This is a genomic window from Streptomyces beijiangensis (genome assembly GCF_017315755.1).
Lineage (GTDB): Bacteria > Actinomycetota > Actinomycetes > Streptomycetales > Streptomycetaceae > Streptomyces > Streptomyces beijiangensis.
In genome coordinates this window covers 1-14,259 of sequence record NZ_JAFLRJ010000227.1, presented here as the reverse complement: position 1 = coordinate 14,259, position 14,259 = coordinate 1, and the positions used below count along the sequence as shown (strand labels likewise).

Below are 14,259 nucleotides of genomic sequence, written 5' to 3'. Positions count from 1 at the left end.
GATCAGCTCCTCGCCGCACAGAAAGGCATCGAGATTCCGCCCCACCCGCCCCGTGGCGAGCGAGTGATACCCGGGGTCGATGTAATCGGGCCCGACCTTATGAGGGGAGACCGCAAGCCCCCGCCCCGCGAAAGCCGCCATCAACCCCGTCGCGACCGTCGTCTTCCCACTGCCCGAAGCCGGCGCCGCGACAACAATCCGAGCTACCACTCGATACCCCTCTGGCCCTTCTGACCGGCATCCATCGGATGCTTGACCTTTGACATATCGGTCACCAGATCGGCCAGCTCAACCAGAGCTTCGGGCGCACCACGCCCGGTGATCACGACATGCTGGGTCCCGGGCCGCTCCCGCAGCACAGCGACGACCTCGTCCACATCCACCCACCCCCACTTCATGGGATAGATGAACTCGTCCAGCACATACAGCTGGTACGTCTCGGCGGCCAGGTCCCGCTTGACCTGCTCCCAGCCTTCCTTCGCCGCGTCCTCGCTGCTCTCGATGTCCCGCTGGACCCAGGACCACCCCTCGCCCATCTTGTGCCAGGCCACGGTCCCGCCCTCGCCACTGGCGCCGAGCACCCGCAGCGCACGCTCCTCGCCGACCTTCCACTTCGCGGATTTCACGAACTGGAAGACCCCGATGGGCCACCCCTGATTCCATCCGCGCAGGGCGAGCCCGAAGGCGGCGGTGGACTTCCCCTTCCCGATCCCCGTGTGCACCACGACCAGCGGCCGGTTGCGCCGCTGTCGCGTCGTCAGCCCGTCGTCGGGTACGGACTCCGGCTGTCCCTGCGGCATTAAGCGGCCCTCCTGCGGTTTCCCTGTACGTCCTTGACGAGCCCGGCGATGGACTCCGCCCGCAACTCGTCCAGCGTCACGGCGGTCCCCCCGAGCTGCCGGGCGAGCTCCCCGGCGAGACCGAGCCGCACGGGCCCCGACTCGCAGTCGACGACGACCGAGGCGACGCCCTCCACCTCGTGCAGCCGCGCCGCGCGCGCCGCCAGAGCCAGCGGCTCGGGCCCGCCGGTCGCGCGCCCGTCCGTGACGACGACGAGCAGGGGCCGCCGCGAGGGATCGCGCATGCGCTCGATCCTCAGCACGTCATGGGCCTTCAACAGTCCGGCGGCGACCGGAGTCCGGCCCCCGGTCGGCAACGATTCCAGCCGTACGGCAGCCGCATCCACGGAGGACGTCGGCGGCAGGGCGACCTCGGCGTCCTTCCCCCGGAAGGAGACGAGCCCCACCTTGTCCCGCCGCTGGTACGCATCGAGCAGCAGCGACAGAACGGCGCCCTTCACCGCGCTCATCCGCTGCCGGGCCGCCATGGACCCCGAGGCGTCCACCACGAACAGCACCAGGTTGCCCTCGCGCCCCTCCCGGTTGGCCTGCCGCAGATCGTCCCGCCGGACGACGAGCCCGGGCCCCGACCGCCCGCGCGCCAGCTGATGCGGCGCGGCGGCCTGGATGGTCGCCGCCAGGTGGAGCTTGGTGAGGGCACCTCGGGGCCGACGGGCCCCGGTGGTCCTGCCGTGCTCGGTACGGGCACGCGACCGACGCCCGGCCGCGCCTTCTCCCAGCCCGGGCACGCTCAGCATCTTCGTACGGAACGGCTCCCCGGCCCTGGCCGCGCTCTGCTCCCCACCGGCCGGCTGCCCCGCGGGCCCGCCCTCGGGTTCGGCGGGCGTGTCGCCCTGCTCCCCGTCACCCTGTGACGGCGTGTCGGGCCCGCCCGAAGGAGGCTGCCCGCCACCGTCGGGACCATCCGGATCAGAATCAGGATCAGGCTCGTCGTCCCCGGCCGACTCCTGCAGGGTCTCGTCGAGCTTGTCCTCGTCAAGTCCGGGCGCGTCGAAGGGATTCCGCCTGCGCCGGTGCGGCAGCGCGAGCAGCGCGGCCTGCCGTACATCCTCGGCGATGACATCCTCACGCCCCGCCCACGCGGCGAGCGCGGTGGCGGTACGGGCCATGACGATGTCGGCCCGCATCCCGTCCACCTCGAAGGCGGCGCAGGTGGCGGCGATCTGCCGCAGCGCGGGATCTCCCAGCCGTACGGAGGGAAGCAGCGCCCGGGCCCCGGCGATCCGAGCCCTCAAGGCGCCTTCCTCGTCGGCCCACTTGAGAGCGAAGGCAGCAGGATCGTCGTCGTAGGCGAGCCGCCGCCGTACGACCTCGACGCGCAGGTCGGGCTCGCGGGAGGCGGCGACCTCGACGGTCAGTCCGAACCGGTCGAGCAACTGGGGCCGCAGCTCGCCCTCTTCGGGGTTCATGGTCCCTACGAGCAGGAACCGGGCGGCGTGCCGTACGGACACGCCTTCGCGCTCGACGTACGAGGCGCCCATGGCGGCGGCGTCCAACAGCAGATCGACGAGGTGGTCGTGGAGGAGGTTGACCTCGTCGACGTACAGAATCCCGCGATGGGCGTCGGCGAGCAGTCCGGGCTCGAACGCCTTCACGCCCTCGGCGAGCGCACGCTCGATGTCCAGAGCGCCGACGAGCCGGTCCTCGGAGGCCCCCACGGGCAGCTCGACGGTCCTGGCATCCCGCGACACACCGCCGCCGGCCTCGTGGGGCCCATCGGGACACGCCGGATCGGGGGAGACGGGATCACAGGAGAACCGGCATCCGGAGACGACGGAAACCTCGGGCAGCAGAGCGGAAAGGGCACGCACGGCAGTGCTCTTGGCGGTCCCCTTCTCACCCCGCACGAGGACGCCGCCGACGCGCTCGGAGACGGCGTTCAGCAGCAGCGCGAGCCGCAGATCCTCCTGCCCGACGATGGCGGTGAACGGATAGGGGCTGCTCATGCGATGGCCTCCTTGAACGATGCTGAAATTGCGAGCGGATGTTTCTGTCGTGCCATGTGCTCGCGCGTATCAAGCCCACACCAGGCCATATCAAGCCCGTCGAGGGGGTCCGGGGGCGGAGCCCCCGAATGGGGCTCGCCGCCGACACCCTCCTCACGCGTCGCCCTCCAAGTCACCCTCAAGCTCCAGATACGTGGCCCGCAGCCGCTCCAGCGTCCCCGCATCCGGCTCCGCCCAGAGCCCCCGCTCGGCCGCCTCCAGCAATCGCTCCGAAATCCCCCGCAACGCCCACGGGTTGGACGTCTTCATGAACTCCCGGTTCTCCGGGTCGAAGACATACTCGGCCGACAACTTCTCGTACATCCAGTCGTCGACGACCCCCGCAGTTGCGTCGTACCCGAACAGGTAATCCACGGTCGCGGCCATTTCGAATGCGCCCTTGTACCCGTGCCGCCGCATCGCCGCCATCCACCGCGGATTGACGACCCGCGCCCGGAACACCCGGTGGGTCTCCTCGCCCAGGGTCCGCGTCTTCACCTGGTCCGGGGTCGCACTGTCACCCACGTACGCCTCGGGCGACTCACCCGTCAGATGCCGCACCATGGCGACCATGCCGCCGTGGTACTGGAAATAGTCATCGGCATCGACGAGATCGTGTTCCCGCGTATCAACATTCTTGGCAGCGACCTGGATCCGGCGGAAAGCGGTCTCCATGTCCCCGCGCGCATTGCGCCCGTCGAGCTCGCGCCCGTACGCATAACCGCCCCACACCGCGTACACCTCGGCGAGATCCGCGTCGCTCCGCCAGTTCCGCGCGTCGATCAGCGGCAGCAGCCCGGCCCCGTAAGCCCCCGGCTTGGACCCGAAGATACGAGCCGTGGCCCGTCGCCGGTCCCCGTGCTCGGCGGTGTCCTCATCGGCGTGCGCCTTGACGAAGTTCCGGGCAGGATCCTCGTCCAGCTCGGCCACCGCCCGTACCGCGTCGTCGATCAGCCCCACCACATGCGGGAAGGCGTCCCGGAAGAACCCCGAGATCCGTACCGTCACATCGATCCGGGGCCGCCCCAGCTCCTCGAGCCCGACCACCTCGAACCCCGTCACCCGCCGGGACGCGTCGTCCCACACCGGCCGGCAGCCCAGCAGTGCCAGGATCTCCGCGATGTCGTCGCCCTGGGTCCGCATGGCCGACGTACCCCACACGGTGAGCCCGACCGACTTCGGGTACTCGCCCGAGTCCTCCAGATAGCGTGCGATCAGCGAATCGGCGAGCGCCTGCCCGACCTCCCACGACAGCCGCGACGGGATCGCCTTCGGGTCCACCGAGTAGAAGTTCCGCCCCGTCGGCAGCACGTTCACCAGCCCGCGCGTGGGCGATCCCGAAGGACCGGCCGGGACGAACCCGCCGTTCAGCGCCAGCAGAATGTTGTCGATCTCGTCCGTGGTGCGCGCCAGCCTCGGTACGACCTCCTCGCACGCGAACCGCAACACGGCCACCGCGTCCGGGAGTTCGGTGCCGAGGACCTCGTCCACCAGACCGGCCACCGCGTTCACGTCCCAGCCGCGCTCTTCCATGCCCTCCGCGAGGCGGCGGCACAGCTGCTCCAGCAGGTCGATCGCATCGGCGCCGGACCTGGCGGGCCCGTCCACCAGTGCGCTGAGCTCCGCCGACACCTTCACGGCCGCGCCGGGCTCGCCCAGCAACTCCTTCTCCACCAGCCCGAAGTGCTCGGCGAGACAGGCCCGGAGGCCCGGCAGCGCATGGGCCTTGCCGCCCCACACCTGAGAGGCGCGCAGTACGGCCAGCACCAGGTTGACCCGGGCCTCCGCCTCAGGTCCGCCACCGAGGATGTGCAGCCCGTCGCGGATCTGCACATCCTTGATCTCGCACAGATAGCCGTCGACGTGCATCACGAACGAATCGAAATCCCCGTCGTCGGGCTGCTCGTCGAGATGCAGGTCGTGGTGGAGCTCGGCAGCCTTCACCAGCGTCCAGATCTGTGCCCGTACCGCCGGAGTCTTCGTCGGGTCCAGGTCACTGACCAGGGCGTACTCATCGAGCAGCTGCTCCAGCTTCGCCAGATCCCCGTACGTGTCCGCCCGCGCCATCGGCGGTACCAGATGGTCGACGATCGTCGCGTGCCCGCGCCGCTTGGCCTGCGTGCCTTCCCCCGGGTCGTTGACGATGAAGGGATAGATCAGCGGCAGTTCGCCGAGCACCGCGTCGGGACCGCATCCGCGCGAAAGCCCAAGTCCCTTTCCGGGAAGCCATTCCATGGTCCCGTGCTTGCCCATGTGAATGACCGCGTCCGCGCCGAAAGAATTCTCCAGCCACCGGTAAGTGGCCATGTAGTGGTGCGAAGGCGGCATGTCGGGGTCGTGATAAATGGCAATCGGATTCTCGCCGAAACCGCGCGGCGGCTGAATCAGCACCACCACATTCCCGAACTGCAGCGAGGCCAGCACGATGTCTTCGCCGTCGATGTAGAGCTGGCCAGGCGCCTCGCCCCAGTGCTTCAGCATGCTGTCCCTGAGCCCGGACTCCAGCTGCCCGAACCATTCCTGGTAGTCGGCGAGCGGCACCCGCGCCGGAGCCGCGGCGAGCTGCTCCTCGGTCAGCCACTCCACGTCGTGCCCACCGGCGTGGATGAGCCGGTGGATCAGCTCGTCCCCCTCGGCCGGGTGCCCCTCCACCTGGTATCCCGCATCGCGCAGCGAATCGAGCACCCGCACGGCGGAAGCCGGGGTGTCGAGTCCCACCGCGTTCCCGACCCGCGAATGCTTCGTCGGATAGGCCGTGAAGACGACCGCGATCCGCTTCTCCGCATTCGGCTTGTACTTCAACTGCGCGTGCCGTACGGCAATACCGGCCACCCGCGCCGCCCGCTCGGGGTCGGCGACGTACACCGGCACCTCGCCCTCGCCCTGCTCCTTGAAGGAGAAGGGAACGGTGATGAGCCGTCCGTCGAATTCCGGGATCGCCACCTGCATCGCCGCGTCCATCGGCGACAGCGCCGCGTCCGAGCCGTCCCACACGGCCCGCGAGGACGTCAGACACAGTCCCTGGAGCACCGGCACGTCCAGCTCGGCCAGCGCACCGATGTCCCACGCCTCGTCGTCGCCCCCGGCGGAGGCGTCGGACGCGCGCGTGCCGCCGGCCGCCAGCACGGTCGCGATCAGCGCATCCGCCTGCCCCAGCCGCTCGTAGAGCTCCGCGTCGGCGCCCCGCAGCGAACCGCAGTACACAGGAAGGGCGTTGGCCCCCCGCGCCTCCACCGCATCGCACAGCACATCAATGAAACCGGTGTTCCCCGACAGTTCGTGCGCTCGGTAGAAGAGCACACCGATCGTCGGCCGCCCCTCGATCCGCTCGCGCGTCCCGTGGACCCCCCACTCGGGCATCTTCTGCGGTTCGGCGAAGCCCACACCCGTCAGCAGCACGGTGTCCGAGAGGAAGCGCGCCAGCTCGACGAGGTTCCCGGGACCGCCCTCCACCAGATACCGCAGCGCCTCGGCGACGACCCCCGCGGGCGCCGACGACTCGGCCATCAGTTCCGCGTCCGGTACGGTCTCGCCGCCGAGCAGCACGGTGGGTATTCCGGACCTTCGCAGCACGGCGAGCCCGTCCTCCCAGGCCCGCTTCCCGCCCAGCAGCCGTACGACGGCGACAGAGGCGCCCGCGATCAGCGTGGGCAGCTCGTCGGTCACGTCGATCCGCGTCGGATTCCCGATCAGATACGGAGCTTCGGAGGCGCGCGCCGCCAGCAGATCCGTATCGGCGGTCGACAGCAGCAGCACGGTCGGATCAATGCTCATGAAGGTGCTCCAGGTGCGATGAAGGGAAGTCCTGACGGCGCGCCCGACTCGATCAGTGCGAGCAGTGCGTCCGTGTCCGCGTGTTCCTCGATGAGATCGCCCAGGCGATCCAGCTGCTCCTCCCGGAGCGCTCCGAAACTTGTGTCGGGCGCGGGGACGAACCGCCGCCCCGCCGCCGTCGCGACCTCCCGCAGGAAGGCCCGCCGGAAGCCGTCGCTCTCCAGTGACCCGTGCCAGTGGGTGCCCCACACGGCTCCCACCCGGCAGCCGTCCAGGCTGTGTCCTTTGTCATCAGAGATGAACCTTTCCCCGCCCAGTACTTCGGCCACCCCGTGATGGATCTCGTACCCCTCGACCGCTTCCCCCAGCGCCTCGCCCACCGGCCGCTCCAGGGTCTTCTCCACGGCGAACCGCACGCGCACCGGCAGCAGTCCGAGCCCGTCCACGGTCCCGGCGCGCGACTCGACGTCGTCCTCGATGCGCTCCCCGAGCACCTGGAAGCCGCCGCAGATCCCGAGCACGGGCCGCCCTTCCGCCGCCCGCCGTACGAGTGCGTCGGCGAGCCCGCGCTCCCGCAGCCACGCCAGGGCCTTCACGGTGCCGCGCGTCCCCGGCACGATCACCAGGTCCGCGTCGACGAGCTCCTCGGCCCGGTCCACGAACCGCACCACCACACCCGGTTCGGCGGCCAGCGCGTCCACATCGGTGAAGTTGGACATCAGCGGTACGGCGCACACGGCGACCCGCAGCACGTCCTCGCCGAACGGCGGCGCGACGGCGGACTCCCGTACGGCGCCGCGCATCGAGACTCGCAGCCCGTCCTCCTCGTCGATGCCGAGCCCGTGCGTGTACGGCAGCACGCCGTACGTACGCCGCCCGGTGAGCCCGGTCAGCATGTCGATCCCCGGTTCGAGGAGCGACACGTCACCGCGGAACTTGTTGACCAGATACCCGGCCACCAGCGCCTGGTCCTCGGCGCTCAGCAGGGCGGTCGTCCCGAAGAACGAAGCGAAGACCCCGCCGCGATCGATGTCGCCGACGACCACCACAGGGAACCGCGCGGCCCGCGCGATCCCCATGTTCACGATGTCGGTCCGGCGCAGATTGATCTCGGCCGGACTGCCGGCCCCCTCGCAGATCACGGCGTCATACGTGCCCCGCAGCTCCTCCAGGCACTCCACCACGGTCCCGAGCAACGACGCCTGCCGCCCACCGTGGTAGCCGCGTGCGCTCATCTCGCCCACGGCCTTGCCCATCAGTACGACCTGGCTGCTGCGGTCGCTCCCTGGCTTGAGCAGCACCGGGTTCATCAGTGCACTCGGCTCGACCCGCGCGGCCTGCGCCTGCATGGCCTGTGCGCGCCCGATCTCCGCGCCCTCGCGGGTGACGAAGGAATTGAGCGACATGTTCTGGGCCTTGAAGGGCGCGACCTTCACCCCCTGCCGCGCCAGCCACCGGCAGATCCCGGCGGTCACGACGCTCTTGCCCGCGTCGGACGTGGTCCCCGCGACGAGCAGTCCGCCGCCGCGCCCGGCTGTCCTGGCCGAAGTCCTGGCCGAAGTCCTGGCCGAAGTCCTGTCCGAAGTCATGTCCGGTTCCTTCCGGCGGCCGAGGGCCGCGATTGCCGGGCGCGGCGCAACGCCCCGTACGCACAGCGCGCGGTGACGCACGCCGCGAGTGCCAGCACATTCACCCGGCGCGAGAGCCGCACCGCCCGCTCGATGTCGCCGATCCTGACGGGCCTGGCCCCGCCGTTGAGCACCGCGCGGTGCTCGACCCGGCCGCCGTACGACAAGGCCCCGCCGAGCCGTACCCCCAGCGCCCCCGCGAAAGAGGCTTCCACGGGGCCCGCGTTGGGGCTCGGGTGCTCGCCCGCGTCCTGCCGCCAGGCCCGCGCCGCGCCCCGTGCGTTCCCGCCCGCGAGGACGGCGAGTGCGGCTGTGAGCCGGGCGCCCGGCCAGCCGGCCAGGTCGTCGAGGCGGGCCGAGGCCCATCCGTACCGCAGGTGGGCGGGCGACTTGTGCCCGACCATCGCGTCCAGGGTGTTGACGGCCCGGTATCCGACGAGTCCGGGCACACCGCCCAGGGCCCCCCACACCAGGGCGCCGACCACCGCGTCGGAGGTGTTCTCGGCGACGGACTCCACGACCGCCCGCGCGATCTGCTGCGAGTCGAGCACGGAGGGATCGCGCCCGCACAGATGCGGCAGCCGCTCCCGTGCGACCTCGATGTCCCCCGCGGCCAGCGCACCGCCGACGGCCCGCGCCTCGCGCCCCAGGGAGGTTCCTCCGACAACGGCCCATGTCGCGGCGGCAGTCAGTGCGACGGAGGCGGCGGGCCGGCCGCGTACGGCCCGCGCCGCCATGGAGGCAGCGGCGACCGCACCGCCCACGCAGACAGCACTGTGCAGCGCACCCCACCCGCGGTGGTCACGCCACAGACGTCGTTCGACGGCAGCCGCGGCCTGTCCGAACACGGCGACCGGATGCCCCCGGCGGGGATCACCGAGCAGCAGGTCGCCGAGAAGGCCGGCCGTGGCGCCGTACGCGAATGCTCGCTCGGCACGCATGGATTCAGCAGCAGATACGAGAAGAAACCGGCAACAGGCAGCCGTACGCAACGCTCATGGCGAAAAGTCCTCACTCAGGGTGTCCGCGCCCTGGTTCGACGTGATCGGCGGCGAGAGTTCCTGGCTTCCGGGGCTGGGATTTTCCGGGGGACAACCCCCGGACCCTCTGCTCCCCGGTGACAGTGGCGGGACCGCGCCGGATTCGCACCGGACTTCCTCTCCATGCCGCCGTATTGGCTTCGGCAGTCCACCATGGCCCGTGAACAACCGTCAACTCACCCTTGACCTGCGACGGAGGAGTGTGTTGGGGCACACAGCGGGCGATGCGCATCGTGGCCCTTGTGGCGGTCCTGTGGTGCGCCCCCTGGCCCGGCGCTTCCGCACAGCGCCGTCTCCGCCGGGGAGGCACAGAAAAGCCGGGTGGGGCGCACCCGGAGGTGCGCCCCACCCGGCTGGGCCGGTGACGGGCCGGGTCAGGCGACGATCAGATAGATCCCGTACGACACGGCCGCCGCGCAGAGCGCGAAGCAGACGTACGCACCGGAGCGCGCCACGATCGCCGACCCGGCAGATGCGGCGGATCCGGCCGAACCGGAGGTCTCCGAGGTCTTGGAGAGGCTCACGATGCCGAGGGTGAACAGGCCCACCAGTCCGACCGTCGCCACGAGGCTGACGCCGAAAACGGTGCCGAGTGCTTGCCAGTCGATGTGCATAACGCTGTTTCCCTAACCGTTCTCAGACCGTGGCCGGCCGGGTCGGCTCGGGAGCCGTACCTCCGGGCGAAAGGATGGTGGCCTTCAGCAGGTCGGCCGGGGCGCCGGCCGGGGGCGGCGGGGTGACGGCCGCGATCGCGGTGGTCACGACGCCTGCGGGCTCGGCTTCCGCGTCGGGGACGACGCTGGTGTGGTCGACCGGCTTGCGGCGCGAAAGCGTCCAGATGGTGCCGGATCCCGCGATCAGCAGGACGGCGACGGCGGCGATGCCGACGTTGCCCTGGCGGGTGAGGAACTCCGCACCCGCACCGACCACCGCGGCGGCCGGCAGGGTCAGGCCCCAGGCGATGAACATCCGGGTCGCGGTGGACCAGCGGACCACGCCGCCCTTGCGGCCGAGACCCGCGCCCATCACCGAGCCCGAGCAGACCTGGGTGGTGGAGAGCGAGAAGCCGAGGTGCGAGGAGGCCAGGATGACCGTGGCCGCACCGGTCTGGGCGGAGAAGCCCTGCTGCGGGCGGAGCTCGGTGAGGCCCTTGCCCATGGTCTTGATGATGCGCCAGCCGCCGAGGTACGTACCCATCGCGATGGCCAGACCGGCCGAGACGATGACCCACAGGGGCGGGTTGGCGCCGGGCGCGAGGACGCCGCCCGTCACCAGCGCCAGGGTGATGACACCCATGGTCTTCTGCGCGTCGTTCGTACCGTGCGCGAGGGAGACCAGACCGGCGGAGGCGATCTGGCCGGCCCGGTAACCCTTGGCCGTCGCCTTCTCGTCCGTACGACTGCCGATCCTGTACGTCAGCTTCGTGGCCAGGTACGCGGCCAGGCCGGCGACGATCGGGGCGGCGATCGCGGGGAGCAGCACCTTGGTGACGACGGTGTTGCCGTTGACCCCGGAGGTGCCGACCGACATCAGCGTCGCGCCGATGAGACCGCCGAAGAGAGCGTGCGAGGAACTGGAGGGCAGACCGAGGAGCCAGGTCAGCAGATTCCAGAGGATGGCGCCGACGAGCGCCGCGAAGATCACTTCCGTACTGATGCCCTTTTCGTTGATGATCCCGCCGGAGATGGTCTTGGCGACCTCCACAGAAAGGAATGCACCGACGAGATTGAGTACGGCGGACATGGCCACCGCGGTCTTGGGCCTGAGAGCGCCGGTCGAGATGGTCGTCGCCATCGCGTTGGCGGTGTCGTGGAAGCCGTTCGTGAAGTCGAACACGAGAGCGGTAACGATCACGATCCCAAGGAGCAGGGTCAAGTGTTCCATTTACCTGGGCAATCGTTCGAGGTCATTGACTCTGCGAAGGTAGGCAACCCGAGTGAACGGAAGGTGAACTGAGGCGGGCGTTGTGGTGACCCCAAACGGGGGAGCGCCGCTCCGGTTGTGTTCGTGCCGTCACCGGAACGGCCGCCCGGCCGTGCGGGCACCGGGTTCGCTACCCCCTGGCGAACCGCGTGAGCCGGCTGATCGACCCGTTGAAGAGATTCTGGTCACCCGGCAGGGATCCGCTGCCGTTGTCGTACTGCCAGATCGTCCAGTACGACCACCCGGCGGGCAGTTCGCCAGGCGTCGTGTTGTAGCGGGCCAGCCAGAGGGCGTGGTTCGAGGCGAAGGCCCGGCTCTTGCCCGTGCAGCTGTTCCACCACCGTGCGGTGGTGTAGATGACGGGCCTGCGGCCGGTCTTCCGCTGCACCTCGTCGCTGAAAGACTTGATCCAGCCGACCATCCGGGCCGGGCTCAGCCCGTAACAGATGTTCTTCCCGTACGGGTTGTGCTCCAGGTCGACCGCCGGCGGCAGCGTCCAGCCGTCCCCGCGCCACCAGCCGCCGTACCTCACGAAGTAGGCGGCCTGCGCCCTTCCGTTGCCCGACGCCTTGGTCGGTACGGCGAAGTGGTACGCGCCGCGGACGATCCCGGCCGACCGCGCCCCGTTGTACTGCTGCGAGAAGTAGGGACTGCGGTACGTGGTGGACTCGGTGGCCTTGACGTAGACGAACCGGGCGCCCTTGGCCTTCGCCTTGCTCCAGTCCACGTTCTTCTGGTGCGAGGAGACGTCGTGGCCTCTCGGCTCGCTCGCGCCCGACGCCGGGACCCCGGCGAGCGCGGTTCCCCCCAGTGCGGTCAGTGCCGCGACCGACACGGTCAGTATCTGCACCCGGGCGCGGCGATGGAACGGTTTGCTGTCACGGGCCATGTTTCCCCCCGATGGCGTCATGCATGACAAAGCCCGGCAGAGGTTACTGGAAGATCAACTCATCTCAGTCGTTCTCCGGCCAACACCGTCACGTGTTGACGTATCGGCATATTCACCTCCACGGAAGGCCTGCCTCCGTACCGGTCCCGGCGCCCGCCTGGCACGATCCACCCCATGACCTCACAGGACGCGATCGCAGAAGCCTGGGACGAGCTCGTCGCCACCGCCCGCAGGACAGCGGCCGAAGGCCTGGTCGTCGGCACCTCGGGCAATGTCTCGGTGCGGTCAGGGGACCTGGTCCTGGTCACCCCGAGCGGGGTCCCCTACGACCGGCTCGGCCCCGGGGACACCGTCGCCGTCGATCTCTCGGGCCGCCAGGTCGCCGGCACGCTCGCTCCGACCAGCGAGCTCCCCCTCCACCTCGCCGTCTACGCGGGCACCGACGCGACGGCGGTCGTCCACACCCACGCCGTCCACGCGACAGCTGTCTCCACGCTCGTCGCCGAACTCCCGCTGATCCACTACATGGCCGCGGCGATCGGCGGCCCGGTGCGGGTCGCGCCGTACGCGCTCTACGGCTCGGCGGAGTTGGCCGAGAATGTGCTCCTTGCCCTTGCCGGACGCACAGGGTGCCTGCTGCAGAACCACGGCACCGTCACGTACGGAACCGCCCTCTCTCAGGCGTACGACCGCACGGCCCAGCTGGAGTGGATGTGCGAGCTCTGGCTGAAGGCGAGCGCGCTCCCGGGCCGGGAGCCGCATCTGCTGACCGGCGCCCAGCTGGACGAGGTCGCGGTGAAGCTCCGCGGGTACGGACCGACGCCCCGTTGAGCCGCGGCCCACTGGCCGCGCGGGCGGTGGGCGCAGACACTGGAGGCGTGCGCCCGGCTACAGCGACGGCAGCGGCCGTCACCACCCTGTTCGGCGTCGGCGCGGCTGCGGTCGCCGCCGGACGCTACGCCAGCGATGCCGCCCTCCGGGCGCCGCACGACCGTCCGCTGCCCGCGGAACCGCGACTCACCCTGCACGCCACGGCACCAGGCCAGGTCACCCTGACCCGCAGCCTGGCGTCGCTGCGCCCCGGTACGTACGGCCTCGCGAACTCAGGGGTCCACGCGGTCGTCGGCCCCGTCCTGGAGCGGGCCCCGCACAGCGCGGACACCGTGGTGCGCCGCCTGGAGCGCGTCACCCACGGCTCCCTCGAACCGGGCGCCAGACTGCGGCTGACCCCGCAGCTCCACCGGGGCGACCCGTACACCGCACTCGGCCTCGACCACACGGACGTCGGCATCACCGGTGAACTTGGCACGCTCCCCGCCTGGTTCGTGCCCGCGGTCCGCTCCACCTGGGTCATCACCGTGCACGGCCTGGGCGCCACCAGAGAACACCCCATGAACGTGATGGACTTCCTGCACCGGCAGCAGTTCCCCGTCCTGGACCCGGCCTACCGCGGGGACCCGGGCGCCCCGCGCTCCCCGGACGGCCTCGGTCACCTGGGCGAATCGGAGTGGCGCGACGTGGACGCCGCGATCCGCCACGCCCTGCGGGGCGGCGCCGAACGCGTCGTGCTGTACGGCTGGTCCACCGGCGCCACGATGGCCCTGCACGCCGCGACCAGGTCCGCGCTGCGGCACCATGTCAGCGGCCTGGTCCTCGACTCCCCGGTCCTCGACTGGGAAACCACGCTCAGGGCGCTCGCCGCGGCCCGCCACACCCCGGCCCCGCTGCTTCCGCTGGCGGTGCGGGCGGCCCAGGGACGCACCGGTCTCCGCGCCGGCAGCCGCTTCGACGTGCCGGTCCCCACCCTCGTCCTGCACGGTCCCGGCGACCGGATCGCGCCCTGGTCCTTCTCCCGCGAACTGGCCCTGCGAAGCCCGGAATTGGCTACGCTCCACCCGGTTCCGGATGCTCCTCATGGAGCCATGTGGAATGCGGACCCGGCAGCGTACGAAGAGGCACTTCGCCGCTTCCTGACGCCGCTCATGTGACCCCTCAGGTGCAGGGCGCGGGTTCCGTTTGGGCTTTCGGGGCGTCAGCGGCGAGACTGACCCCGTGACGACCCGGAAGCCTGATGAGAAGTTGGCGCGCGACTCCAGACTGCGACTCGTCCGCCCCCGGCCGCTTGCCACGGCCCGCCGGGCCGTGACGAACCGGCGCACC

11 protein-coding genes and 1 riboswitch are annotated in these 14,259 nt (G+C 70.5%); of the genes, 2 read left to right on the top strand and 9 right to left on the bottom strand.

The window, feature by feature from the left end; genetic code table 11:
- The 9 genes from J0695_RS23595 to J0695_RS23555 form a co-directional block, all read right to left on the bottom strand.
- Nucleotides 1-210: nucleotide-binding protein (locus J0695_RS23595; RefSeq protein ID WP_443726328.1), on the bottom strand; the 210-nt coding region annotated here is incomplete at its 3' end.
- Nucleotides 204-800: a cob(I)yrinic acid a,c-diamide adenosyltransferase gene (gene cobO / locus J0695_RS23590; protein WP_206964518.1), complete on the bottom strand. Its 597-nt coding sequence runs from the start codon at nucleotides 798-800 to the stop codon at nucleotides 204-206. The genes J0695_RS23595 and cobO, both read right to left, overlap by 7 nt.
- Nucleotides 800-2,806, bottom strand: a complete 2,007-nt coding sequence (locus J0695_RS23585; RefSeq protein WP_206964509.1) for a putative cobaltochelatase — start codon at nucleotides 2,804-2,806, stop codon at nucleotides 800-802. Before J0695_RS23585 ends, cobO begins: the two co-directional genes overlap by 1 nt.
- A 153-nt stretch (nucleotides 2,807-2,959) precedes the next feature.
- Nucleotides 2,960-6,619 carry a cobaltochelatase subunit CobN gene (cobN, locus tag J0695_RS23580; RefSeq protein WP_206964501.1) on the bottom strand — a complete coding sequence of 1,220 codons (3,660 nt, stop codon included), beginning with the start codon at nucleotides 6,617-6,619 and terminating at the stop codon, nucleotides 2,960-2,962.
- On the bottom strand, nucleotides 6,616-8,208 hold the full coding sequence (locus J0695_RS23575; protein WP_206964499.1) for a cobyric acid synthase: 1,593 nt from the start codon (nucleotides 8,206-8,208) through the stop codon (nucleotides 6,616-6,618). The genes cobN and J0695_RS23575 overlap by 4 nt, the downstream gene beginning before the upstream one ends.
- The gene (locus J0695_RS23570) at nucleotides 8,205-9,188 is read right to left on the bottom strand and encodes a cobalamin biosynthesis protein (RefSeq protein ID WP_206964498.1); all 984 of its coding nucleotides are present in this window, start codon (nucleotides 9,186-9,188) and stop codon (nucleotides 8,205-8,207) included. The genes J0695_RS23575 and J0695_RS23570 overlap by 4 nt, the downstream gene beginning before the upstream one ends.
- A gap of 95 nt (nucleotides 9,189-9,283) precedes the next feature.
- Nucleotides 9,284-9,455, bottom strand: a riboswitch (cobalamin riboswitch).
- Nucleotides 9,456-9,661: 206 nt separating this feature from the next.
- Nucleotides 9,662-9,901 (bottom strand): hypothetical protein, encoded by a 240-nt coding sequence (locus tag J0695_RS23565; protein WP_206964496.1) that lies wholly within the window; start codon nucleotides 9,899-9,901, stop codon nucleotides 9,662-9,664.
- A gap of 22 nt (nucleotides 9,902-9,923) precedes the next feature.
- Nucleotides 9,924-11,171 carry an inorganic phosphate transporter gene (locus J0695_RS23560; protein WP_206964486.1) on the bottom strand — a complete coding sequence of 416 codons (1,248 nt, stop codon included), beginning with the start codon at nucleotides 11,169-11,171 and terminating at the stop codon, nucleotides 9,924-9,926.
- A gap of 169 nt (nucleotides 11,172-11,340) precedes the next feature.
- The gene (locus J0695_RS23555) at nucleotides 11,341-12,099 is read right to left on the bottom strand and encodes a lysozyme (RefSeq protein WP_206964484.1); all 759 of its coding nucleotides are present in this window, start codon (nucleotides 12,097-12,099) and stop codon (nucleotides 11,341-11,343) included.
- Between the two features lie 174 nt (nucleotides 12,100-12,273).
- On the opposite strand from J0695_RS23555, the gene J0695_RS23550 reads away from it, so the two are divergent.
- Nucleotides 12,274-12,930 (top strand): class II aldolase/adducin family protein, encoded by a 657-nt coding sequence (locus tag J0695_RS23550; protein ID WP_206964482.1) that lies wholly within the window; start codon nucleotides 12,274-12,276, stop codon nucleotides 12,928-12,930.
- Nucleotides 12,931-12,977: 47 nt separating this feature from the next.
- Nucleotides 12,978-14,087, top strand: coding sequence for an alpha/beta hydrolase (locus J0695_RS23545; protein WP_206964481.1), 1,110 nt, complete (start codon nucleotides 12,978-12,980; stop codon nucleotides 14,085-14,087).
- The last annotated feature ends 172 nt before the right edge of the window (nucleotides 14,088-14,259 follow it).

Excerpts from the sequence above, each read along its gene's own strand:
- J0695_RS23550 (WP_206964482.1), top strand. The coding sequence starts at position 12,274 with ATGACCTCACAGGACGCGATCGCAGAAGCCTGGGACGAGCTCGTCGCC.
- J0695_RS23585 (WP_206964509.1), bottom strand. The coding sequence starts at position 2,806 with ATGAGCAGCCCCTATCCGTTCACCGCCATCGTCGGGCAGGAGGATCTG.
- cobO (WP_206964518.1), bottom strand. The coding sequence starts at position 800 with ATGCCGCAGGGACAGCCGGAGTCCGTACCCGACGACGGGCTGACGACG.
- J0695_RS23555 (WP_206964484.1), bottom strand. The coding sequence starts at position 12,099 with ATGGCCCGTGACAGCAAACCGTTCCATCGCCGCGCCCGGGTGCAGATA.
- J0695_RS23560 (WP_206964486.1), bottom strand. The coding sequence starts at position 11,171 with ATGGAACACTTGACCCTGCTCCTTGGGATCGTGATCGTTACCGCTCTC.
- J0695_RS23575 (WP_206964499.1), bottom strand. The coding sequence starts at position 8,208 with ATGACTTCGGACAGGACTTCGGCCAGGACTTCGGCCAGGACTTCGGCC.
- cobN (WP_206964501.1), bottom strand. The coding sequence starts at position 6,619 with ATGAGCATTGATCCGACCGTGCTGCTGCTGTCGACCGCCGATACGGAT.
- J0695_RS23570 (WP_206964498.1), bottom strand. The coding sequence starts at position 9,188 with ATGCGTGCCGAGCGAGCATTCGCGTACGGCGCCACGGCCGGCCTTCTC.
- J0695_RS23565 (WP_206964496.1), bottom strand. The coding sequence starts at position 9,901 with ATGCACATCGACTGGCAAGCACTCGGCACCGTTTTCGGCGTCAGCCTC.